Origin of the sequence: Pseudomonas sp. RW407 (genome assembly GCF_003176655.1) — a bacterium.
Classification (GTDB): domain Bacteria; phylum Pseudomonadota; class Gammaproteobacteria; order Pseudomonadales; family Pseudomonadaceae; genus Pseudomonas; species Pseudomonas delhiensis.
Genome location: NZ_QGSL01000107.1, coordinates 755,063 through 775,591, shown reverse-complemented (window position 1 = coordinate 775,591; position 20,529 = coordinate 755,063). Strand labels below are relative to the sequence as shown.

The window sequence follows — 20,529 nt, the reverse complement described above, 5'->3', positions numbered from 1 at the left end:
GCAGCCTTGTGCGCTGGGGGCGTCAGTTGGGCAGGCAGGGTTGGCCCGGCGGCAGCGGCGCCTTGGCCGGGTCGCCGCTGAAGGCTTCCACCCGGTTGCGCCCGCCATGCTTGGCGGCGTACAGGGCCACGTCGGCGTTGCCCACCAGGGCTTCCTGGCTGGCCACCGGGCCCTGGGCAGTGGAGGCCACGCCGATGCTCACCGTCAGGTGGCCGCGGGCGGCCCAGGCGTGGGGCAGCTGCAGGGCCTCGACGGCGGCGCGGATGCGCTCGCCGATGGCGCAGGCGGTGGCCAGGTCGGCGCCGGGCATGACCACGGTGAACTCCTCGCCGCCGAAGCGGGCGACGAAGTCACAGTGCTCGCGCACGTTATTGCGAATGGCCTCGGCCACGCGGCGGATGCCGACGTCGCCGGCGAGGTGGCCATAGCCGTCGTTGTAGAGCTTGAAGTGGTCGATATCCAGCATCAGCACGCTCAGCGGCTCGGCGTGCCGGGCGCAGCGGTGCCATTCGCGCTTGAGCGTCTCGTCCAGGTGGCGCTTGTTGGCGATGCGGGTGAGGTCGTCGGTGCGGCTGAGCACCGCCAGCTCCTGGTTGGCCAGCGCGTACTTGTGCGCCAGCACCTGGTGTTCCCAGGCCAGCTTGAGCGCCTCGTTGAAGCGGATCTGCAGGCGCCGGCCCATCTCCGCGATGAAGGGGCAGACCACCCAGGCGGAGACCGCCAGGAAGGTCGCCTGGGGCTCGGGGTCGCGGAAATAGGCGATGCCCAGGAAGAAGAACATGGGCACGTGGAAGGCCAGGTGCGCCGGCCAGTAGGACACGTTGCTCATGGCCACCATCACCGAGGCCAGGGCGATGCAGCCGTAGATCACGTCCTCGTAGGGCGTGCCGTAGCTCATCAGCCAGATGGCGCCGATGCCCCAGGCCAGCCCCACCGCGCCGCACTGCAGCATGGTCAGGCGCGCCCAGGTATGCGGCGCCAGGCGCTGCGGGTCGCGCCGCCAGGCGTACACCAGGCCCAGGCGCACGCTCATCAGCAACACCAGCACGGCGAGCCACAGGCAGCGCCCGGGCAGGGGCGCGCTGGCATGGTAGACGCCGAACACCATGGTGCCGGAGAACACGTTGCCCACCGCGGTGGACGGGCTGGTGGAGAACAGCGTGGCGACGCGCTCGGCGAGGTAGTCCTCGGCGGGGCGCTCGGGCAGCGCTGGGGTGGTGTCGGCGTAGGCGCTCATGCCTGGGCTCCTGGGGGCGCCCCGGGACGGTACGGCGGGGGTGGGCACGCGCCGGCCCGGTGCGCTGGCGCCTCGGTCCATGGCGGTGCGGTTGCCCGGCCCGACCGATGGCTTCCGTTGCGCAGTGAAATGCAGTGATGGCTTATGGCCATCATGCCTGGAGTGCGGATCGAATTCGAGCCCGCGGACGACGGAAGGCAGCGCCGCCGGGCGGGAAGCGGAAAGCGGCACGCCCCCTCTCGCTGGGCGAAAAGGGGGCGTGCCTGGCTGTTGCGCACCATTGAGGTGCGTCAGGTGTTCCGCAAGGCGCGGCTTACTTGCCGGTCTTGATGGTGGTCCAGTTGCGGGTCATCAGGCGCTGGGTGTTGGCCGGCAGGTCCGGGAAGGCGTACAGTTTCTTCATCACCTCTTCCTTCGGATAGATGCCCGGGTCGTTGCGGATTTCCTCGTTCACCAGCGGGGTGGCCGCGGCGTTGCCGTTGGGGAAGGAGGTGACGTTGCTGATCTCGGCGATGACCTGCGGCTCGAGCAGGAAGTTGAGCCACTGCAGCGCACCTTCGGGGTTCTCGGCGTCCTTCGGAATGCCCACGGTGTCGAAGAAGGCGCCGGCGCCTTCCTTCGGAATGTTGTAGAGCACGTGGACGTTGTTCTTCGCCTCGGCGGCGCGGGCCTTGGCCTGGTAGACGTCGCCGGAGTAGCCGACGGCCACGCAGATGTTGCCGTTGGCCAGGTCGGAGATGTACTTGGAGGAATGGAAGTAGGTGATGTACGGGCGGATCTTCTGGTACAGCGCGGTGGCCGCCTTGATTTCCTTCGGATCGTTGCTGTCCGGCTTGTAGCCCAGGTAGTGCAGGGCCGCCGGCAGCATCTCGGTGGGCGAGTCGAGGAAGCTCACGCCGCACTGCTTCAGCTTCTGGATGTTCTCGGGCTTGAACACCAGGTCCCAGGAGTCCACCGGGGCGTTGTCGCCCAGCACGGCCTTGACCTTGTCGGGGTTGTAGCCCAGGCCGATGGTGCCCCACATGTAGGGGATGGCGAACTTGTTGCCCGGGTCGCTGATCTCGAGGGTCTTCATCAGGTCCGGGTTGAGGTTCTTCCAGTTCGGCAGCTTGGACTTGTCCAGCGGCTGGTAGACGCCGGCCTTGATCTGCTTGGCGAGGAAGTTGTTCGACGGCACCACCACGTCATAGCCCGACTTGCCGGCCAGCAGCTTGGCCTCGAGCACTTCGTTGCTGTCGTAGACGTCGTAGACGACCTTGATGCCGGTGGCCTTGGTGAACTTGTCGACCGTGTCAGGGGCGATGTAGTCGGACCAGTTGTAAACGTGCAGCACTTTGTTGTCCGCCTGCGCCATACCAGCCACAGCGCCCGCCAGAGTCACGGCGAGCAGGGTCTTGCCGAAGGTCTTGAACATGCAGGTTGCTCCGATTTTCTTCTATCCGTGCGGTAAGTTGGGTCTTCCGCATGGATCGACAGCAAGAACCATTCCCGATAATGGCTCCCGGCCATTGCCCGGCCGCCGGCCCGCGGCGGCTCTAGCCTGGAGGTCAGGGGCGGAAACAGGGCTGGCGGGCGCGGCGACGGAATTCCGGCACCGCCTGTTACAAGGCGTACCGTCGTGCCAGGTGGCTCAATTGAGCCGGTAACGCGCGAGGTCCTGCGCGGAAAGCACGCGCATGCGCCCTGGCTCGATGGCCGCCATGTCGTCCAGCAGGGCGGTGGGCACGTCCATCTCGCGCAGGTAGGCGGCCGGGCTGTAGCGGCTGGCGCCGTCGGCCAGCCAGGAATCGCCGCCGGGGAAATAGGGGCGGTGCAGCCCGACATAGCCGCGCACCCGGCGCGTATGCCCGGCGGCCAGCAGGTAGACGCAGGTGCCCTGGCACACACTGTTGCGCGGCACCCAGGTGTCGAACCCGGCCTCGCGCAGCAGCCGGCCCATCTTGATGGCCTCGCCCAGGCTGCCGCCGATGGAATCGAGCAGGGCGATCTTGCGGACGAATTTGCCGGGGTTGTGCTTCAGCCCCTGCAGCAGGCGCTCGTAATCCCCCGGCGCGATGTCCTCGGTGATGCGCACCGCCAGGGTGAGCCCCAGCGACTTGTTCTGCACCGGTGCAACCTCGACCCGCGCGAACGCCGCCGTGGAACACAGCAAGGAAAGGCCGAGCACGGCCGCACGCACCAGGGTATTGCCCATGAACCTGCCTCACCCCCAACCCGGGGAAATCGATGGGAGCGGAAGATACCGCCGATGCTGGCATTTGGCACCACCCGCCGCTTCCGAATCGGCGAATGCCCCCAACTGAAGCACCAAGGCTTCACTCCGCCCGCGCCTTCTGGTAAAAAGGCACCCCCAAGCGGGCGTCGTATAATGGCATTACCTGAGCTTCCCAAGCTCATGACGAGGGTTCGATTCCCTTCGCCCGCTCCAGAACACCCTGCCAAGCCCTTGAAAACATTGAGTTTTTGAGGGCTTTGCTTTTTCAGGCATAGAAAGTGTCGAAAAAGTGTCGAAAGAGATCACAGGGCCGACTCCAAAGGATTCAGCCGAACCGCCTCCGACAGGTGATCCTTCGACAGATGCGCATAGCGCATCGTCATAGACAACGAAGCATGCCCCAGGATGTTCTGCAAAGTCACAATGTGACCGCCGTTCATGATGAAATGGCTAGCGAACGTATGGCGTAGCACATGGCTAGCCTGCCCCCTAGGTGGCCTAATCGACGTAGACCGCAGCACAATCCGAAACACCCCCAAGCAGTTCGTAAAAGGCCCATAAAGCTTCCAATGCTGACGAATATCGTCAGCCAACCGCTTCGAAATAGGCACAGAGCGAACACGTTTCGATTTTGTGTTAGCGAACACCACCGCATTGCCTTTGATTCGCTCAGGCGTCAACGCTTGAGCCTCCCCCCAACGTGCACCCGTAGCAAGGCAAATACGAGCCACCATCCGAGGATGCGGCGACGTAGAACGCGCATCCAAAGCTGCCAGCAACTCCGAAACCTGCTGCTTAGTAAGATAAGACAATGGCCGTTCCTGAAGCTTCAACGGACGCATACGCCCAACAGGGTTTTCATAATCGATAACCCCAAGTTGCCGCAATTCGTTATACATGGACTTAAGATAGCCAAGGCGATTGTTAGCAGTCTTACCAGACATACCCTTAACAACCTGTCTAGCACGCAAACGCGCCACTTTTGCCGGATCCAAATTCACGGCAATAGGATCGCCAAGACTCTTAGCAACCAGCCTCAAAATGGCAACGCAACGATGTCCATTACTCAAAGTCTGCCCATGAAGTTCATACCAAAGGTCAACTAGCTCAGATAACTTGCGGCGGTCCTTAGGTTTAATACTCCAACTAGGATTTTCCGTGCACTTCTGACGAACTGCCGATTCAAACCGCTGAGCCTCAGCCTTAGTCTTAAACTTCTTACGAAAGCGCCGCCCTTTAATAGGCTCAACGTCTGCAAGCCAACGACCATCCTTAATCTTACTAATCGTCATCAGACGGCCCTCCCCCAGCGCACAGTCCGCTCCCGAAGCAACTCAGCGACGTGCTTGTAAATCTGATGCTCTTCCTTACCCTTAGACGCGTAATGATCCCGGATCACAGGCCAGCAATCCCATTGCTTTAACTGCTGAAACGCACGCTGAGCACCGATACGATCACGCGCAACGATGGAAAGGAAATTCCCTAGAAAAAGCTCCACGTTCTTACCGGAGAAACCCCGAGCCGTCTTGTAATAGCGCTTGTAAACGGTATCCTCAAGCAAGGAATCCGCCTCAACAGAAACCACCACGTCATCACGAATCAAGGTCCAAAAAGGATCATACATACCGGGCCGAGACAACAGCCGAAACGACCCCAAGGCATAAGTCCAAAGCCCCTGCAAATGCCCCGCTAGCGACGCGAACGAATGCGTTCCAATGCACTCCCCAGTCCGATGCAAAACCGAGCCATCAGCAAACTGGCGCACCACGGAATGGTGAAAACGAGCCTCAATGCGATAAACCGGCTTTTCAGGGTCATAGTTGGAAACGTCATCATCGTCAAAAGGATTGTCCGAACGTCGCCATACAGATTCCCAATAATCCAACTTGTCAATGGCACGTGCCTGTAGCGTCTTGTTATAGATCGCCATTTGCATGCCAGATGCAGAGCCAAATAAAAACGACTGGCCTCGCCCATAGGTCGCCACGTTCTCATCAAAGCAAACCGACTGAATACCCGAATGGTCACGCTGTGCCCTAGCACGGCAATGCAGGCGAGCCACCAAATCAGCAGGCGGTGCCCAACCCTGCACATCAAGGGCAACGTGCACCGCACACTGATTAACCTCGCACTGATCAAGCACCTGAGCCGCAAACCCATCAAGCCACGCCTGAAGCTGTTCAGGCGACTTAGAATCGATAGCATGCGGAGACACCTCAATTTTGAGGTGAGAGCCCACCACATCAGCTTTTTCGTTGAAATTCTTGACCAAAAGAATCAAGCCAAGATCAGCGTTCTGAAGCTTGCACTGATACCCCGAATCGCGCCCCACGCGACCGGCATGCCACCACTCGCCTGCGAACTCCACCATGCCGGGCTCTTCAAAAAGCGCCAGCACCTGAGGACGAATCAGCCCCTTGTAAAGCTGGCGAACGGTATCCACGCCACACCGAAGAATGCGAATGCCTGACAGATCGGTGATGGCAGCCGAAGAAGGATCAACGAAGAGCCGCCCCCGCGAACTCTCTTCCCCCGTAAGCACATCCAGACGTACCTGATCCTTAGCCTTTTTCATTCCCCAATTCCTTCAACAATGTGCAGTAATGACCACTTGGAAAACTGTTTATAAGACGTGCTACAAGGGCGTCTTTGGGCCCCCGGGCAGCCACTAGGGGGCGTCCCCGTGCCGCGCCCGACGCCGCCCCCTATCGGCTCGCCCAGGGGCCTCAGAATCGCCAATGCCGAGCGTCGGCAGCGCCAGCTGAGCGGCTACCTGAGGAGCAGTGAAAGGGGCTTGAGAGAGGTCAGAGAAAGGCTTACTCGGGTCAAACACCCGAGCGGAAAGCATGACCACAAGATTGGATGCCTTAGTCCGCTCAGAATCGAACCGGAAAAGGCGCCCCACCACCGGCACATCCGATAGCAGTGGCACCCTCGAGGTCGACTTATCCGTCTGTTCCGAGCGCAACCCACCCAGCAATATCCCCGAGCCATTGGCAAGCTGCACCTTGGTGGAAATACGCCGCGTATTAGTGATGATATCGGCGGCTGTCTTGTCGTTTGAAACGCTAGAGGCATCCTGTTCAATCGTGAGTTCGATCGAACCGGAAGGCGTAATGAAGGGCGTTACCTTGAGCGTAACGCCAACATCCTGCCGAGTAATGGTCTGATAGGGATTGTCCGCAGGCGTAGCACCAGACGTTGTGGTACCAGTGATGAAAGGGACATTCTGGCCGACAACAATGCTGGCCTCTTCCCGATTGAGCGTCAGCAGCTGCGGAGTCGAAAGAATACGACTACGCCCGGTGGACTTCACCGCCTGAAAAAACGCGCCCAAGGTCGGACCATCAAACGTCAGGCTAAAACCAAGATCCGAATAGTCCACCTTACCGAAGGCAGTACCGCTAAGACTCAGCCGATTATTCGCGGCGGTAACATTGAGCCCCAGCGACTGGAAATCATCATCCGAGAGTTCAGCCACAACAGCGGTAATCATCACCTGCCGCCTAGGCCGATCAATCTCTTTGACGACCTGGCGCACCACCTCAAGCTGATCCACCGTCGCAGTCACGATCAACGCGTTAGACGTAGGCGAAGGGGAAACCATCGCTTGAGCTTGCCCAGGCATTGCCCCCTTGTTTGACGCTTGATCGGCGGCCATTCTGGAATTCAGCACATCGCGAACAGACTCAAAAGCAAAATCTGACTGAAGATGCTGAAGTTGAATAACCTCTGTTTTAAATGCCAGCGGAGTAGGCATTTCCTTAGAGCTAACCTGAATAGTCTTTGCGTCACTCGAAAAGTAAAATCCAGCCGTTCTAACAGCTTGGCCTACTAATTCTTCCAGCTGCTGCGGAGTATCATACTTGGCATAAATAGACAAAGGCGCCGACTTCAAATCAGCGCCCACAATTAAAGACTTTCCAAGATGGGCAGATGCCCAATCCACCAAATCCATTACGGTGCCTTCTGATATATCAATTGCCTCAGTAGCGTTAACCACAGGCGCAAGCACCATCCCAAGAGCTAATAGCCCTCTTGCCATATAAGACATGATCAATCCCTAGCGATAGATGGAAAGATAGTCACTGTCACGAACTAAAAGAGCCTCAGAGGCACCCCTGTCTTTAACAGTGATGTTCTTTACTGCAAAATCTTTAGAGTTAATGCGCTTGCCGTCCTTAGTCTCAAAAATATATCGAACTCCGTCCGGGAAGCGCTGGAACGAAACTATCTTGTAGTCTGAGAACTCTTCTTTTAGTTTCTTAGTCGCTACAGGAGCAGCTACAGGCTTAACACCCTCGGCCGCTGAAGGAGACGCAGAAGGGCGGTACGTAGCTGCAAAAGTCACCGAGGCGGCAAAGACCGCACCAACAAAGAAGCCCGTAATTACACGAGTGCGACGGAAAAAGATTTTCGTTGTACGCATGTAGAACCCCGCATTACGAACAGCCGCCGGGAGCTTTCTGCGCCAATATCCCGGAGGCAACATTGAATAGCAGCCTTTGTCGTACTCTTTGTCATATTCCTGAGTGGTATCGTAAAAATCATAAAACTCTGACCCGCGATAAAACCACTCATCTACCTTCATTGAATTGAACTTGGCGCCATATTTAACAATGGCGTAATGCATCTTGGGCAAGCATCCATTCCAAAAGCCAAGACTCAAGATTCGACCAATAGAACTTAAGAACGGAACCTTTACGCGATCAAGGCGATTGATATAAACAACATGTTCAGCAATCGATTCACGAACTTGCTTATCGATCACATTGATATTCTGGACAATAAGCCAAAGGTCCCAGCGCCGTTTACGAAGGAATAAAAAGAACTTGAGAAGATCAGAGCGCCCGCCGGAATTCCAATCGCGGGAGTTCAACCAAACGCCGGCTTCATCAAGAAAAATTCCACCAAACTTTTCCTCATCGTAAACATCGCAACCGATACCAAGACCAACCAAGTCATCAGCGGTAGGAAGATCGGGAAGCCGAACAAGACGAGAATGTTTATTGTTCGGCCGGCAAAGCTTATCCATCCGAACATCAACATTTACCGCAACACGCCGACCTTTCTTTAGATACTCAAGTATCTTCATTACGGCAAGCAGAGTCTTACCGGCACCAAGTTTGCCGGTGACGATATAAACGGCCATGGCAAACCTATGCGTTTTCGAATTTTTCAGTGATACGGATAACCCACATGAAGATAAGCGACTTCAAACGGGCTAAAAGCAGAGTCGAAATGGCAATGGAAAAATTGCTAGGAATAAACATGCGACCGATAACAATTAAATCATTAGGTGCTTGGGCAGCAATGCCCGAGCCAATCGCATTCAACGCCACAGTAAAAGCAGTGATAGCCGCGCCAATTGCTCCAATAACAAGAACAATCATTCCAAGCTTGCTAAAGAACTTGGCTATGTACTCCAGCAGTGGTCCGATGATTGGCGATATAAACCCAATGAGAAAGCGCGAAAGCTGAGCAAAGAAGCGGGGGAAAAGCTTTTTAAGAAAACCAATTATCCAGCCCATGATTAATACCCCGATTTTGCTGCTTTCGTATCTTCAAGGCGTAAGCCCGAATAGAAAATCTTCCAAACGCCAATAATGGTCCAGCACCAGACAATCCACTCAAGTAATGCCCTGACGCGACTCAGAACACAGGTATCAATGTCCATATGAGCCGAATACTTTCCTAGGCTAAAACTTATCGAAAAAATACCGCAGCCCGAAGCAGAGGGGAAAATTCGCTCAAGCGCATTCCCCATATCAATTCCACCACCAAACCAAGAGTCCACCGTAGACTCAACTTTATCCAATTGGTCCTGAGTCTTTTCCTCGCGCTCTTGCTGAACACGATCACCTTCAGTCTTAATCTTATTGCCTATCGCATCACCGGCATTGCCGCCTTTAACTTCAGCCTCGGAGTCAGAGCCATCACCGGAGTTGTCGTAATCCTGGCCAAAAAGACCATCAATAATTTGCTGCAGTAAACTATTGGTTTTATCGATTTTAGGGCCCAGCTTTTCACCCAAGTCATTTATCGCTTGGTTAGTCGCGCCAGAGCTACCAGACTGCGGAGAGCTTCCAGGCGTGCCGCCAGGGGCCATAGGATCATTATTTTGATTGCCATCGGCATTACCGCCATTGGCAGGGTGATCAGGGGAGGAAGGATCAATTACCTTTGTAGGATCCTTAGGATCAAAGCAAATTTGCTGGCCATTCGCCCAGCCACAATTATTTAGTGGCTTATCTTGAGGGAAACAGCCCCAGGTATCATTAAAGAAGCCGCAGCCCTCATCTTGCTTAAAACATCCCTCTTGGCCATTAAACGTACCACAGCCAGTCTCTTCATCCTTTATGCAAACAGTATTTCCACCAGCAGTAACACAACCGGAATCAGGGTTAGTATCACCCGGGCTTGGAGCATCCGCACAAGTTTGAGCCGTGCAATCAGTAGCAGAATCGCTAGACTCTTCCCCCGAGCCAGTATAAAAAGCCGTACAAATATGCGTGCCATCAGGCTGAACATTGCGCTGACATTCTGTCTTTGCACCACTCGGAATATAGGCGCAACCATCAACACTCATTTCCCTTGGGCAAGAATAAAGATTTGAGCTTGCAATATAAGTGCAAGACATAGCCACGGCTTTCTTTTTTCCGGCTGTAGCTGAGCAGTCTTTAGGTGCATCACAAGAACCAGTCGAGGCATTATAAGTAGATCCGGCAGGACAGGAATCGCCATAACGCATCATATAAGCATCAAAATACCAAGTGCCCTGATAAAGCCCTTCGCATTTAAATTTAGATGCGTTAACTGGAGTAACGCGGAAACTCGAGTAACCTTTGCCAGCATAATAGCCGGTACAAGCTGCAAGAGGAGTTTTATAAGTAGTAATACTGGTTGTTCCCCAGTACCAATAATAATCAACCGCAAAACCAAATTGCCCCCACGCCAGAAGCGTGAGGGCAACCAGTAGGCGGATAGCCGCGCGCATCTACCCGCCCACCCGTCAGGCGCCGGCCGCGGAGAAGATGCGGCTGGCGATCTTGAAGAGAGCGACACCGCCACGAATCACGCCGAACAGAACGGCACCGGCGGCCATGAGCACGCCGAAGGCGGTTGCCAGATCGGTGAAGACCTCGAGAATCTCCGGCGGAACCGTGATGGCGGCATTGGCCATACCGGCAGTCAGGGAGCCCGCGACGACGCCGATGATGGCAGTGTTTTTGATCATGGAAGCGGCCAGGCTTTGGCCCCCGGCTTTACCGGCCGGAGTCGCTTCGCTGGACACACCAACCGGCATGGCCGGCAGCTTGCTTTGCAGTTTCATGAGGTTTTTCCTCTTACGATGCGGCATCAATCAGTTCCTTCCACCCGAGGCGGAAGTGCCCGTAGGCGATGCCAATACCTACAGAACCCACAGCGAGCCCAGCGATAAACAGGTACGTATCCCAAGAGAGCGACATAGCCGTTACCTCTGATGCCCATGAATGAGGCCCAAAGCCGCGCACTGGACGAGACCGAGGACGAGTTGAAGGGCGAACAAATCGCCCAAAGTGACATTGGCCAGCCAAGCGGACATTTACGCGTCCCCCTTGCCTTCGCAGGCGGCTGAAAGATCGGTAGAAGTTGCCCGGCTATGCCGGAGGCTCTTTATTGATGGCCCTCCGGGGGCCAAAGGCTGCGCCCTTGGAACGCAGGTCAAAGAGCAAAGTCGTAAGGGCTCTGCCCTTACCATCCCGCCCTTCGCCAGGGAGTCAGAGGGGCGGGGGGATAGAGCTTCCCCCGCCCCTATGACTCGGAGGCTGTTTTGTCGGGGAGCCATCAAGGGTTCGCTTCGCCCGTGCCTCCGTTCGCCGGAACGATGAAGCTGTTCCGACGAGCCGGGGGCGCGGCCCTTGACGGGGGCGAGAGTGGCGCCGTCGGTAAGCACGTAAACGGCAAGATCGGCGCCGACCAGGGCCGCGCAGACGCCGGGAGCATCGTCAGACGGTGCGGGGGCAGAGCGCGGCGGCTCGCAGGAAACGGGCCACGCGATGGAGCAGCGGGCCACACCTGCTAGGCCGCCACGGCCCCCGTTTTCGTCCGAACACATCGGCAGAGAGGCGCGGCCGGAGAACGGCGCCACGTCAGACGATGCAACCCAGGCGGCGCACATGCTTAGGCCCCAGCCTTGTCGCTAGCGGTTGGACGCGAAGCGGCCGCAGCACCCGCCTTGACGGCTTCCACGTCCACGATCCGCGGTTGCATCTTGCCGCCCGCAGCCTTGACCAAGCGGATATGCAGGTTCAGCTCCACCGGCTCCGTCACCGCAGGAAACTTGTCGAAGACCGACGGTTCGACGCTGATTTTCGAAATCGCGTAAGCGCGGGTATCGGCTACCCGCTCAGTTTCCGGCTGACGACCCACGAAGGCCGAGACGAAAACGGAACGATCAACCGTAGTACGCTCAACACCGAGCACGAGCATTTTTTGTTGCATGACTTGATCGAACATAGGAATTACCTCCTAGGGGTTTTTGAAGTGCCCAACCGGGCGTTAAATCTGAAAGCCTGCTTTTACTGCCTCTTCCCGAAACCGTCCGAACTCTGTCTTTTCAAGACGAGCCCGATTAAGCATCCGAGCCAGCGGCATATAACGATGGCGACACCGACGGCATCGAATCGACCAAACGAGAGTCGCGGCATAACCCGGATCAAACGTTTCGGGACTCTGTCTGCAATGCCACAAATAAATCAGAAACGGTTCACCAACTTCATGCTTGCTATCCTGATAGTTCCAAACAGCCCGGCAACCGGCACTAATTACCGAAATCAGGACAGCCAGCAGCAAGCCAAGCACTAAGAACGAACCCACCCAGTTTGAGAAGATCAGTTCCACGATTAGCGGCCTCTTGCTGCAAAAGAAGGAAGTCGGAAGTTTTTACTTGAACCAGGAACTTTTTGGGCGGGTCGCCCGGAGTTTCCCGACGCGGGGGAATAATCGCGCTCATAATGACCACCAATAAAAGAAGTAGAGAGGAATCCCCAAGTAAGTCGTAACCACGACAACAAAAAAGAAATACAGCTGCACTACACGACTAGGCTCTACGGAAGATATCTCCCGCATAGAACGCCCTAGAATCGAATCCCTCAGTTCTAGAGATACGCCAATCAGAGCGACTACGATCACCGCAGTAGCAAGGTCCACGTACAAATCGCCAAACACCATCCTGAAGATAAATACGGTGCTTACGACAGAAAGGACCATGTATGCGAACAGGGTTAGGGCCCATTCTCTTAACCCAGCAAACCGAGCAATCACAGCCTTCAGCATGAGGACGCCCCGAATACTTACGCGCATGCATAGCTACTCCCCAAGAAAATCCCAAGCCTTGCTTTCAACAATTTGCTTCAACACAAAAGCAAGAACCGGGATAAGCAAAAAGAACAGCGCAGCGATAAACAGCATGAAACAAAGAAAGGTCGAAAAACTGGAATCATTCAGTTCGAAAGTAAACTTAAAAAACGAACCAATAGAGGCAAAGAGAATGAAAAACCAAAATCCCAAACCAAGCATGGCTTTCAAAATATTCATGCCAAAGCCCTCCGTTCAAACGCAATCCACGAAGGAAGAAGAGGGCCAGCATTCAGCGGATCAGGAAGATAAGGAGCGGAAGACTTCGTAACAACAGAGGACGACAACCTATAAAGACGATGTTTAACTTCAAGCGATATAACGCCGCACTGATACAAAGCGTCGCAATAACCCTCAAAACGAGAAAGCGCCATCACTGAAACGCCATAACCACGGCTGTTATATGCGTAAGTCAACTCTTCAAGGAAATATTCAAGATGCTTCCGATCCATTAGAAATCCTCCTCTTCAAGCAGCTGCTTATTGAGCAAGGCAACATTGACCATCAGGTATTTCCCGACACGACGAGTCGGCAGATAGCCCTGGCGAATCCAGCCACGCACCGTTTCAGTCTCCGAACCCATGCCAATCCAGGCGCAGAAGACCTTCCACGGCAGAAGGGGAGGGGCTGCCGTCAATTCCTTAACCTTTATCTGTTCCAGTTCCATGGGCTTTGCTGCACTATGTTGGTCTATAGAGGGGCTATGGCCGGGACTATGTCCAGGTCTATGTCCAGATATTAGCAAAGGGACTGAGTCCTGGACATAGTCCGGGCAATGAAAATATCAAATAGCCATGACCATAACCGATAGAGCGCTTCTATTAATCGAAAAGACAAACCTCAACACACTCACGCGAGCAGGCGAAACGAACTACGATCGCTGGGCGAGCATCAGACGAGGCAAAGCACGCGTAGGAGCAGAAGAGATAGAGATTCTCGGAAAAGTATTTCCGACCTATCGCTGGTGGCTAACCACAGGAGAGGTAATGCCTGAGGTAGGACAAACAAGTCCCGACTATGACGAAGCCAACAGAAACTTGCCCAATCAAAACGCGGGATAGCGATCACAAAGGAAGTGAATAGGCGCTGGTACGCCCGAGCAAAAGGACAAGGAGCAGAAAATTGATAAGGACAAACAGGCCAATACATATCCATGTAAGCCCAGCAAACCTAGTCGCATCAATTGCATTAGGAATATTTCTAGGGGGAGTCGGCTTAGGAATGGCATGGCACCTATACATGGCTTGGCAACTAAAAATAATCGAAACAAGCTTCACAGAGCAGCCAACCCAAACCCCGCCATTGCTCAACAGAAAAACACCTCAAGCCAACCCAAATTGCCAAGCATGGACTTCAATTTTCAATAATGAGAAAGACCCGCAATACAAAGAAGCGTACCGTGCACGCATGCTGAAGGAATGCCCATAAGTGTCGAAAAAGTGTCGAAAACGTAGCCCAGCAATGGGCTACAAAGACCTTGACGCATGACGCGAAACCCAGCAATGACCAGCGTAGGCCATTGATAACCAAGACATTTAAGGGGTTCGATTCCCTTCGCCCGCTCCAGATTCCCTCCTGAAGCTGTTCCAGAACGCGGCTTCCTGTGCGTCCGCAGCCTGCCCAAGGCTCTCGGACGGTCGCCTCCCCGGACAAGCGCCTTGGCCGCCCGGCCAGAACCATGGGACCGCTCGCGATGTCGCGCGTCAGCTCGATCCCGTTGGGCCCGGCGTGGCTATCGAACAGATCATGCGCTCAGGTGTAGTGCGGGCAGGCCTCCCGTGCTGCTCACGGCCAAGGCACAATGCACTCCTGCTTGAGTTCGATGCTCGCTAGCGCGCAAGACAGGACCCTCGATGAAGATACCCGGCGGCATGTTGCTGACAGGCATAGAGCTGGACCGCTCCAGCGCGATGCCGCTCTATCGCCAGCTCTATCTGCAGGTACGCAAGCAGATTCTTTCCGGCCGGCTCCCGGGAGGCACTCGTCTGCCCTCCACACGCACCCTGTGCAAGGAACTGGGCCTGTCCCGGATCACCCTGCTCAATGCCTTCGACCAACTGACTGCAGAGGGCTTCCTGGCCTCGCGCACCGGCGCCGGGACCTTTGTCGGCGAGGACTGGGAAGGTCGCGCGGCAGTCGCCAGTGCCCCGCGCAAACCGCCGCGCCTGTCGAGCCTGAGCCAGGCGGTGCACTCCCTTCGCAGCGAACATTTCAGCGGCGTGTCGTACAACGCCTGGGCACCGGACTGCCCGACCTCCTTCCTGCCCAGCCACCCGGCCTACGACGCCTTCCCCATGCCCGCCTGGAAGCGTCTGATGAATCGACACTTGCGCAAACCCAGCAAGGATCAGCTCGGTTACGGCGAGCTGAAGGGCCTGCAGCGGCTACGCGAGGCCATCGTCGAGTACGTGTTCGATGCGCGCGGCATCGAGTGCAGCGTCGACCAGGTGGTAATCACCTCGGGTGCCCAGCAGGCCTTCAACCTGCTGGGCATGTTGCTGCTGAACCCGGGCGACGGGGTATGGATGGAGGACCCGGGGCATATCGCTGCGCGCATCGCCTTCCAGGCGCTGGGGTGCCGGCTCGTGCCATTGCGCATAGACGAACAGGGGCTGGACGTGCAGCAAGGGTTGCGCGAATGCCCCGACGCGTGCCTGGCGTTCACCACCCCATCGCGCCAGCACCCGCTGGGCACCACCATGAGCCATGTGCGCCGCCAGGAACTGATCGACTGGGCCGGGCGCAGCCAGAGCTGGATCGTCGAGGACGATTGCGACAGCGAGTTCCGCTACGTCGGCCGCACGCTGCCTGCGCTTTATTCCCTGGATGCCGGGGAGCGTGTCATCTATGTCGGCACCTTCAGCAAGGTGCTCTATCCATCGCTGCGACTGGGCTATGTGATCCTGCCCGAGGCGCTGGTGGAGCCGTTTTGCGCCATCCGCGCGGTGATGGACCGCAGCCCTTCGACCCTGCACCAGGCAACTACCGCCGACTTCATGCAGGACGGTCATTTCCTCGGCCACATCCGCCGCATGCGCAATCTATACCAGGCGCGCCAGTCCGCCTTGCTGGAGGCGCTGCAGCGCGAACTGGCCGGCTTCCTCTCGGTGACACCTGCCGAGGCGGGGCTGCACATGATCGGCTGGCTGCCCGAAGGCTGCGATGATGATGCCCTTGCCCGCGGCCTGGCCGAGCAGCGGATCTTCACCTACGCCCTGCGCGACTACTGCATTCGCCACTACCTGCCGCCGGGCCTGTTGCTGGGCTTCGCCGCGATCCCCGAGGGGCAGGCCGCCCGACGCGTGGAGGAACTCGCCCAGGCGCTGCGTGCGTTGGGCTGGCGGCTCTGAGGGCAGCGTTGTGCGGCGGGCAAAATGGTCATATGAACAAAACAGTAATGGCTATAGGGATAGCACCATTCCAGAGCGATAAAAGCACTGCCGGCCACTCCGGCGTCGCTATCAGGAATGACAACAATGAATGCTATCCAAGCCCGATTTGCCGCCCTGCTGAGCCACAACGCGGCGGCTGATCCACAGCCGCCACTGCTCACGACCGAGCTCGCCCACCGCCTGTTGCAGCGCCTCGACAGCCTGCGGCTGTTCGCTCACGGTTACCCGCTGCTGACCAACCTGACCCAGGGCCGGGTCACTCCCGCCGACATGCTCGATTTCGCCTATCGCCACGAGCTGGATGGCCTCTCGCTGCACCTGCTGGACGGCGAGCAGAACAGCCTTTCGCAGATGTCCCCCGGGCAGTTGGCTGCCTTCGGCGACAAGGCCCGTGCCCTCGGCCTGGACGTGCATGTGGAAATCAGCAGCACGCTGCCCGGGGACGTCGACCGGGCCGTCGCCGTCGCCCTGGCCATCGGCAGCCGCAACATCCGCGTCTATTCGCGCTACGAAGGCCACCTGTCACGGGTCATGGGGCTGATCGAGGACGACTTGCGGCGCCTCGCGCAACTGGCCGACGAGCATGACTTGAACTTCGACTTCGAGCAGCACGAGGAACTCAAGAGCGACGAGATCGCCACCCTGCTGCGCCGGGTCGGGCATCCGCGACTCAACGCGTTGTTCGACTTCGGCAACATGATCAACGCCTGTGAGGAGCCGCTCCCGGCGCTGGAAAAACTGGCGCCCTTCATCCGCCAGGTCCACCTCAAGGGCGTGCGGATAGTGCCCGAGGCGGGCGGTTTCGGTCACTACGGCGTGCTGCAAGGCAGTGCCGAGGATCAGTTGCCCGGTGCGCGGATGCTGGTGGAGTTGCTGCTGCTCGGTGACACCGCCCCCCAGGTGGTGGCCTTCATCCTCGAGCAGGAAAACCACTATGTCGCCCCGGCCTTCCGCCAGGTCGGCGAGGACCTCGATCCCTTCATTCCCTATCGAGAGATGAGCGAAACGCCGCTGCCGCCGGGCTACAGCCTGGACCGCATGCTGGCCGACGAACATCGCTGGGCGAACAACCAGGTGCGCTACCTGCGCGGCTTGCTGGGCGAGTTGCGCCTGCTGGCCGAACTTGCCCTCGCCGACGCCCGTCGCGCCTGACAGGCCGTTGCGACATCCCCTACCCGGAAACTGTGGAGAACAACAATGACAGCACAGGCCAAAGCCAAGTGGCTCCGCTTCCTGGTCCTCGTCCTCGGCGGCGGGACCATCTACAAACTGGCCAATCTCAAGGACGCCTTCTACATCCCGATGCAGGAGCACATGGGGCTGACCCACACGCAGATAGGCGCGCTGCTCAGCGCCAACGCCATCATCGCCACCGCGCTCTTCGTCGTCGGAGGCTTCCTGGCCGACCGCTTCGAGACGCGTCGGCTGATTCCCCTCGGCCTGATCGGCGCCGGCGGCCTTGGCCTGTACCTGGCCAGCTTCCCCGGCTACAGCCAACTGCTGGTGGTCTTCAGCCTGCTGGCGGTGTGCGCCGACTGCATCTTCTGGCCCTCGCTGCTCAAGGCCATCCGCAACCTCGGCAATGACGACGAGCAGAGCCGCATGTTCGGCTTCCTCGAAGGCGGCCGTGGCGTAGTGGACACCCTGGTGGCCTTCTCCGCCCTTGGCGTGTTCGTCGCCCTCGGCTCCGGGGCGGCCGGGCTCAAGGCGGCCATCCTGTTCTATTCGGCGATCGATATCAGCGTGGGTGCGCTCACCTTGTTCCTGCTCCGCGATGCCCCTCGCACCGACGGGGCCAGCAGCAAGCGTGAACCGCTGGGTATGGCGGGCCTGCTGGAAGCGGTGCGTACCCCGGGGATCTGGCTGGTCAGCCTGAACGTGTTCATGGTCTACATCGTCTACTGCGGCCTGACCTACTTCATCCCCTACCTGAAGGACATGTACCAGCTGCCGGTCGCGCTGGTGGGGGCCTACGGCATCATCAACCAGTACTTCCTCAAGGTCCTGGGCGGCCCGTCGGGCGGCTACATCGCCGACAAGGTCCTCAGGAGCGCGAGCCGCTACCTGAAGTGGGCCTTCGTTGCCCTGCTGCCGCTGATGCTGGTGATCCTCAGCATCCCCCATGGCGAGAGCTACATCTACGCGGGCATGGCTGCCACCCTGTCCTTCGCCCTGGTGGTATTCACCATGCGCGGTGTGTTCTGGGCGCCGATGAGCGAAGTCGGCATTCCGTCGCGCATCACCGGTTCCGCGTTCGGCATCGGCTGCCTGATCGGCTATGCGCCGGGCATGTTCGCTTACATCATCTACGGCTCGCTGCTCGACCGTTTCCCCGGCGAGCAGGGCTACATCTATGTCTTCAGCCTGATGAGCGTGCTGGCAGTGCTGGGCGTAGTGGTGTCCGCCCTGCTGCAACGCCTGGTGAACAGGCGGGTTGACGCTGCGGCAGCGGAGGCTCTTGCGTAATGCTTCCGGTCCCGGCTCTCAGTCGCTATCGCTGGCTGGGAGCTGGGTCTGTCAGCGGCTTGCGTGCCACCTTGTACGCCTGGCTGGTGGAGCTGATCGGCTGAGCGGAAGGAACGGGCTCGCACCGGGCCCGTTCCCGCCACGGCCCTTCAGGCCTGCTGGCGGGAGCCTTCCTGCAGCCGCCTGGGTTCGGCGACGGCTTCCTCGCCGGCCAGCTTCTGCGCCGCTGGCTCGTCGTCGGCATTGACCGAGCGGCGGAAGCCCTTGATGGCTTCGCCGAGGTCGCTGCCCAGGTGCTTCACCCGCTTGCTGCCGAAGACCAGCAGCGCCACCAGCAGCAGGACCAGCCAGTGTTTCCAGTCGAATATGCCCATCACCATGCCTCCAGGTCGCGGTTCGGTTGTTGTTATTGGCGCCTGCATTCTTGGTGGGTGGGCCCTGGCGCAGAAGGCACTATCCAACAGATAACCTGGACTTTTCATGGATGGCGCCAGTGGCTGGAGACTTTTCCGCGGAAAGCGGAATTTTCTTAAGAGTATTTACTTGGTTTATCTGAAGTTTATTTTCAAGTTATTGATTTTAAAGTGATTAACGATTGGCATGGTAATTGATTAGTGTCGCCGGCACGGCATGCGGAAGCGGCCGCGCGCCACTTCAATAACAACAAAGGCCGGCACTCATGTTCGACAAGACCCTTCGCCTTCGCGTATCCCGCCTCGCTTGCGCCATGCTCCTGGCTGGCGCCGCCACCTCGGCCCTCGCCACCGAGGGCGGCACCTCCTCCTGGCCCATGGGCATCGAGATCTACGGGATGGGCATCCTTCCACCGCCTGGCACCTACGCCCAGCTGTTCGCGGGCAACTACCTGGCCGATACGCTGCGTGACAACGGTGGCCACAAGGCCGCCGACATCGACCTGCGGGTCTCCACCCTGGTGCCGCGTTTCGTCTGGGTCACCGAGCAGAAAGTCCTGGGCGGCGACCTCGGGTTCCACGCCCTGCTACCGCTGACCGACATGCGCCTGAACATCAAGAATGGCCCCCACGACCACAAGCGCGGCATCGGCGACGCCCACCTGGGGCCGGTGATCGGCTTCCACCCGAGCGAGAAGTTCCACGTGGCCACCGGCGTCGACTTTGTGCTGCCCACCGGCAGCTACGACAAGGACGACATCATCAACCTGGGCACCCACTACTACACTGTGCAGGCGGTGCTGGCGATGACCTACGTGGACCCGACGGGGCCCAACGCCGACATCCGCCTGATGCACGACTACAACTTCGAGAACCGCGCCACCGACTACCAGTCCGGCCGCGAGCTGCACGCCGACTACACCCTCGGCTGGGGCATGGGAAATGGCTGGGTGCTCGGCGTCGGCGGCCACGCCTACCAGCAGATCAGCGACGACAAGCTCGATGGCCACGAAGTCGAGGATTCCCGCGGGCGAAGCTTCTCCATCGGCCCCGCGGTGCAGTACGCGAGCAAGGATGGCTGGTTCTTCAGCGCCAAGTGGCAGGACGACTCGGGCGTGCGCAATCGCCCGGATGGGCAGACCTTCTGGTTCAAGTTCACCACGCCGCTCTGAGGGGCGGGGCGCGTGTAGGGGTGGACCTTGCCCGCGATGGCCGGAGGTTCCGGCGCGATTCGCGGATGAGATCCGCTCCTACGCTACCCCACCCACACCATTCCATGTAGGAGCGCGCCCTGCGCGCGAAATCGCGGGCAGGGCCCGCTCCTACGGGTCCAGGGGAGCACGGCCGTAGGGCGGATAACGCCTATGGCGTTATCCGCCATTTTTCTCGGGCACCGGCAACCCGGCC

At 58.3% G+C, this 20,529-nt stretch carries 20 protein-coding genes and 1 tRNA gene; 5 read left to right on the top strand and 16 right to left on the bottom strand.

The window, feature by feature from the left end; all coding sequences use genetic code 11:
* Window positions 1-22: 22 nt before the first annotated feature.
* The 3 genes from DK254_RS27595 to DK254_RS27585 all read right to left on the bottom strand — a co-directional run bounded on the left by DK254_RS27595 (window position 23) and on the right by DK254_RS27585 (window position 3,431).
* Entirely contained in the window at window positions 23-1,237 is a 1,215-nt protein-coding gene (locus DK254_RS27595; protein ID WP_109936378.1) for a diguanylate cyclase, read from the bottom strand.
* A gap of 313 nt (window positions 1,238-1,550) precedes the next feature.
* Window positions 1,551-2,651 (bottom strand): polyamine ABC transporter substrate-binding protein, encoded by a 1,101-nt coding sequence (locus tag DK254_RS27590; RefSeq protein WP_109936377.1) that lies wholly within the window; start codon window positions 2,649-2,651, stop codon window positions 1,551-1,553.
* A gap of 216 nt (window positions 2,652-2,867) precedes the next feature.
* Window positions 2,868-3,431, bottom strand: coding sequence for a hypothetical protein (locus DK254_RS27585; RefSeq protein WP_109936376.1), 564 nt, complete (start codon window positions 3,429-3,431; stop codon window positions 2,868-2,870).
* A 160-nt stretch (window positions 3,432-3,591) separates the two neighbouring features.
* Between DK254_RS27585 and DK254_RS27580 the strand changes: the two genes are divergently transcribed.
* Window positions 3,592-3,665 (top strand) — tRNA-Gly (locus DK254_RS27580).
* Window positions 3,666-3,754: 89 nt separating this feature from the next.
* Here the strand turns inward: DK254_RS27580 and DK254_RS27575 are convergent.
* The 12 genes from DK254_RS27575 to DK254_RS27530 all read right to left on the bottom strand — a co-directional run bounded on the left by DK254_RS27575 (window position 3,755) and on the right by DK254_RS27530 (window position 13,518).
* Window positions 3,755-4,744, bottom strand: a complete 990-nt coding sequence (locus DK254_RS27575; RefSeq protein ID WP_109936375.1) for a tyrosine-type recombinase/integrase — start codon at window positions 4,742-4,744, stop codon at window positions 3,755-3,757.
* Complete coding sequence (locus tag DK254_RS27570) at window positions 4,744-6,027, bottom strand: hypothetical protein (protein ID WP_109936374.1); 1,284 nt, start codon at window positions 6,025-6,027, stop codon at window positions 4,744-4,746. Before DK254_RS27570 ends, DK254_RS27575 begins: the two co-directional genes overlap by 1 nt.
* Before the next feature lie 93 nt (window positions 6,028-6,120).
* Complete coding sequence (locus tag DK254_RS27565; protein ID WP_256595970.1) at window positions 6,121-7,506, bottom strand: type II secretion system protein GspD; 1,386 nt, start codon at window positions 7,504-7,506, stop codon at window positions 6,121-6,123.
* A 9-nt stretch (window positions 7,507-7,515) separates the two neighbouring features.
* A complete protein-coding gene (locus tag DK254_RS27560) occupies window positions 7,516-8,604 on the bottom strand; it encodes a zonular occludens toxin domain-containing protein (RefSeq protein ID WP_109936373.1) in 1,089 nt (362 codons plus the stop codon).
* A 7-nt stretch (window positions 8,605-8,611) separates the two neighbouring features.
* Entirely contained in the window at window positions 8,612-8,983 is a 372-nt protein-coding gene (locus DK254_RS27555; protein ID WP_109936372.1) for a DUF5455 family protein, read from the bottom strand.
* A gap of 2 nt (window positions 8,984-8,985) precedes the next feature.
* Window positions 8,986-10,449, bottom strand: a complete 1,464-nt coding sequence (locus DK254_RS33945; protein WP_146219658.1) for a hypothetical protein — start codon at window positions 10,447-10,449, stop codon at window positions 8,986-8,988.
* A gap of 15 nt (window positions 10,450-10,464) precedes the next feature.
* Window positions 10,465-10,785, bottom strand: a complete 321-nt coding sequence (locus tag DK254_RS27550) for a hypothetical protein (protein ID WP_256595969.1) — start codon at window positions 10,783-10,785, stop codon at window positions 10,465-10,467.
* Between the two features lie 830 nt (window positions 10,786-11,615).
* Entirely contained in the window at window positions 11,616-11,951 is a 336-nt protein-coding gene (locus DK254_RS27545) for a hypothetical protein (protein WP_109936371.1), read from the bottom strand.
* A 42-nt stretch (window positions 11,952-11,993) separates the two neighbouring features.
* Window positions 11,994-12,335: a hypothetical protein gene (locus tag DK254_RS33940; protein ID WP_146219657.1), complete on the bottom strand. Its 342-nt coding sequence runs from the start codon at window positions 12,333-12,335 to the stop codon at window positions 11,994-11,996.
* A 468-nt stretch (window positions 12,336-12,803) separates the two neighbouring features.
* Entirely contained in the window at window positions 12,804-13,031 is a 228-nt protein-coding gene (locus DK254_RS27535; RefSeq protein ID WP_109936369.1) for a hypothetical protein, read from the bottom strand.
* Entirely contained in the window at window positions 13,028-13,303 is a 276-nt protein-coding gene (locus DK254_RS33935; protein ID WP_146219656.1) for a hypothetical protein, read from the bottom strand. The genes DK254_RS27535 and DK254_RS33935 overlap by 4 nt, the downstream gene beginning before the upstream one ends.
* Window positions 13,303-13,518, bottom strand: coding sequence for a hypothetical protein (locus tag DK254_RS27530; RefSeq protein WP_064584545.1), 216 nt, complete (start codon window positions 13,516-13,518; stop codon window positions 13,303-13,305). The genes DK254_RS33935 and DK254_RS27530 overlap by 1 nt, the downstream gene beginning before the upstream one ends.
* Before the next feature lie 1,186 nt (window positions 13,519-14,704).
* On the opposite strand from DK254_RS27530, the gene DK254_RS27520 reads away from it, so the two are divergent.
* The 3 genes from DK254_RS27520 to DK254_RS27510 all read left to right on the top strand — a co-directional run bounded on the left by DK254_RS27520 (window position 14,705) and on the right by DK254_RS27510 (window position 18,709).
* Window positions 14,705-16,201 carry a PLP-dependent aminotransferase family protein gene (locus DK254_RS27520; protein ID WP_109936367.1) on the top strand — a complete coding sequence of 499 codons (1,497 nt, stop codon included), beginning with the start codon at window positions 14,705-14,707 and terminating at the stop codon, window positions 16,199-16,201.
* A gap of 126 nt (window positions 16,202-16,327) precedes the next feature.
* Window positions 16,328-17,395 (top strand): sugar phosphate isomerase/epimerase, encoded by a 1,068-nt coding sequence (locus tag DK254_RS27515; RefSeq protein ID WP_109936366.1) that lies wholly within the window; start codon window positions 16,328-16,330, stop codon window positions 17,393-17,395.
* 45 nt (window positions 17,396-17,440) lie between these two features.
* Complete coding sequence (locus tag DK254_RS27510; RefSeq protein WP_109936365.1) at window positions 17,441-18,709, top strand: MFS transporter; 1,269 nt, start codon at window positions 17,441-17,443, stop codon at window positions 18,707-18,709.
* A gap of 149 nt (window positions 18,710-18,858) precedes the next feature.
* Here the strand turns inward: DK254_RS27510 and tatA are convergent, their stop codons facing one another.
* Complete coding sequence (gene tatA / locus DK254_RS27505; protein ID WP_109936364.1) at window positions 18,859-19,083, bottom strand: twin-arginine translocase TatA/TatE family subunit; 225 nt, start codon at window positions 19,081-19,083, stop codon at window positions 18,859-18,861.
* Between the two features lie 353 nt (window positions 19,084-19,436).
* Between tatA and DK254_RS27500 the strand changes: the two genes are divergently transcribed.
* A complete protein-coding gene (locus DK254_RS27500; RefSeq protein ID WP_256595968.1) occupies window positions 19,437-20,294 on the top strand; it encodes a transporter in 858 nt (285 codons plus the stop codon).
* Window positions 20,295-20,529: the final 235 nt, after the last annotated feature.

What these genes read in the sequence shown, in the direction of transcription:
- DK254_RS27595 (WP_109936378.1), bottom strand. Translation starts at nt 1,237, where the DNA reads ATGAGCGCCTACGCCGACACCACCCCAGCGCTGCCCGAGCGCCCCGCC.
- DK254_RS27590 (WP_109936377.1), bottom strand. Translation starts at nt 2,651, where the DNA reads ATGTTCAAGACCTTCGGCAAGACCCTGCTCGCCGTGACTCTGGCGGGC.
- DK254_RS27585 (WP_109936376.1), bottom strand. Translation starts at nt 3,431, where the DNA reads ATGGGCAATACCCTGGTGCGTGCGGCCGTGCTCGGCCTTTCCTTGCTG.
- DK254_RS27575 (WP_109936375.1), bottom strand. Translation starts at nt 4,744, where the DNA reads ATGACGATTAGTAAGATTAAGGATGGTCGTTGGCTTGCAGACGTTGAG.
- DK254_RS27570 (WP_109936374.1), bottom strand. Translation starts at nt 6,027, where the DNA reads ATGAAAAAGGCTAAGGATCAGGTACGTCTGGATGTGCTTACGGGGGAA.
- DK254_RS27565 (WP_256595970.1), bottom strand. Translation starts at nt 7,506, where the DNA reads ATGTCTTATATGGCAAGAGGGCTATTAGCTCTTGGGATGGTGCTTGCG.
- DK254_RS27560 (WP_109936373.1), bottom strand. Translation starts at nt 8,604, where the DNA reads ATGGCCGTTTATATCGTCACCGGCAAACTTGGTGCCGGTAAGACTCTG.
- DK254_RS27555 (WP_109936372.1), bottom strand. Translation starts at nt 8,983, where the DNA reads ATGGGCTGGATAATTGGTTTTCTTAAAAAGCTTTTCCCCCGCTTCTTT.
- DK254_RS33945 (WP_146219658.1), bottom strand. Translation starts at nt 10,449, where the DNA reads ATGCGCGCGGCTATCCGCCTACTGGTTGCCCTCACGCTTCTGGCGTGG.
- DK254_RS27550 (WP_256595969.1), bottom strand. Translation starts at nt 10,785, where the DNA reads ATGAAACTGCAAAGCAAGCTGCCGGCCATGCCGGTTGGTGTGTCCAGC.
- DK254_RS27545 (WP_109936371.1), bottom strand. Translation starts at nt 11,951, where the DNA reads ATGTTCGATCAAGTCATGCAACAAAAAATGCTCGTGCTCGGTGTTGAG.
- DK254_RS27535 (WP_109936369.1), bottom strand. Translation starts at nt 13,031, where the DNA reads ATGAATATTTTGAAAGCCATGCTTGGTTTGGGATTTTGGTTTTTCATT.
- DK254_RS33935 (WP_146219656.1), bottom strand. Translation starts at nt 13,303, where the DNA reads ATGGATCGGAAGCATCTTGAATATTTCCTTGAAGAGTTGACTTACGCA.
- DK254_RS27530 (WP_064584545.1), bottom strand. Translation starts at nt 13,518, where the DNA reads ATGGAACTGGAACAGATAAAGGTTAAGGAATTGACGGCAGCCCCTCCC.
- DK254_RS27520 (WP_109936367.1), top strand. Translation starts at nt 14,705, where the DNA reads ATGAAGATACCCGGCGGCATGTTGCTGACAGGCATAGAGCTGGACCGC.
- DK254_RS27515 (WP_109936366.1), top strand. Translation starts at nt 16,328, where the DNA reads ATGAATGCTATCCAAGCCCGATTTGCCGCCCTGCTGAGCCACAACGCG.
- DK254_RS27510 (WP_109936365.1), top strand. Translation starts at nt 17,441, where the DNA reads ATGACAGCACAGGCCAAAGCCAAGTGGCTCCGCTTCCTGGTCCTCGTC.
- tatA (WP_109936364.1), bottom strand. Translation starts at nt 19,083, where the DNA reads ATGGGCATATTCGACTGGAAACACTGGCTGGTCCTGCTGCTGGTGGCG.
- DK254_RS27500 (WP_256595968.1), top strand. Translation starts at nt 19,437, where the DNA reads ATGCTCCTGGCTGGCGCCGCCACCTCGGCCCTCGCCACCGAGGGCGGC.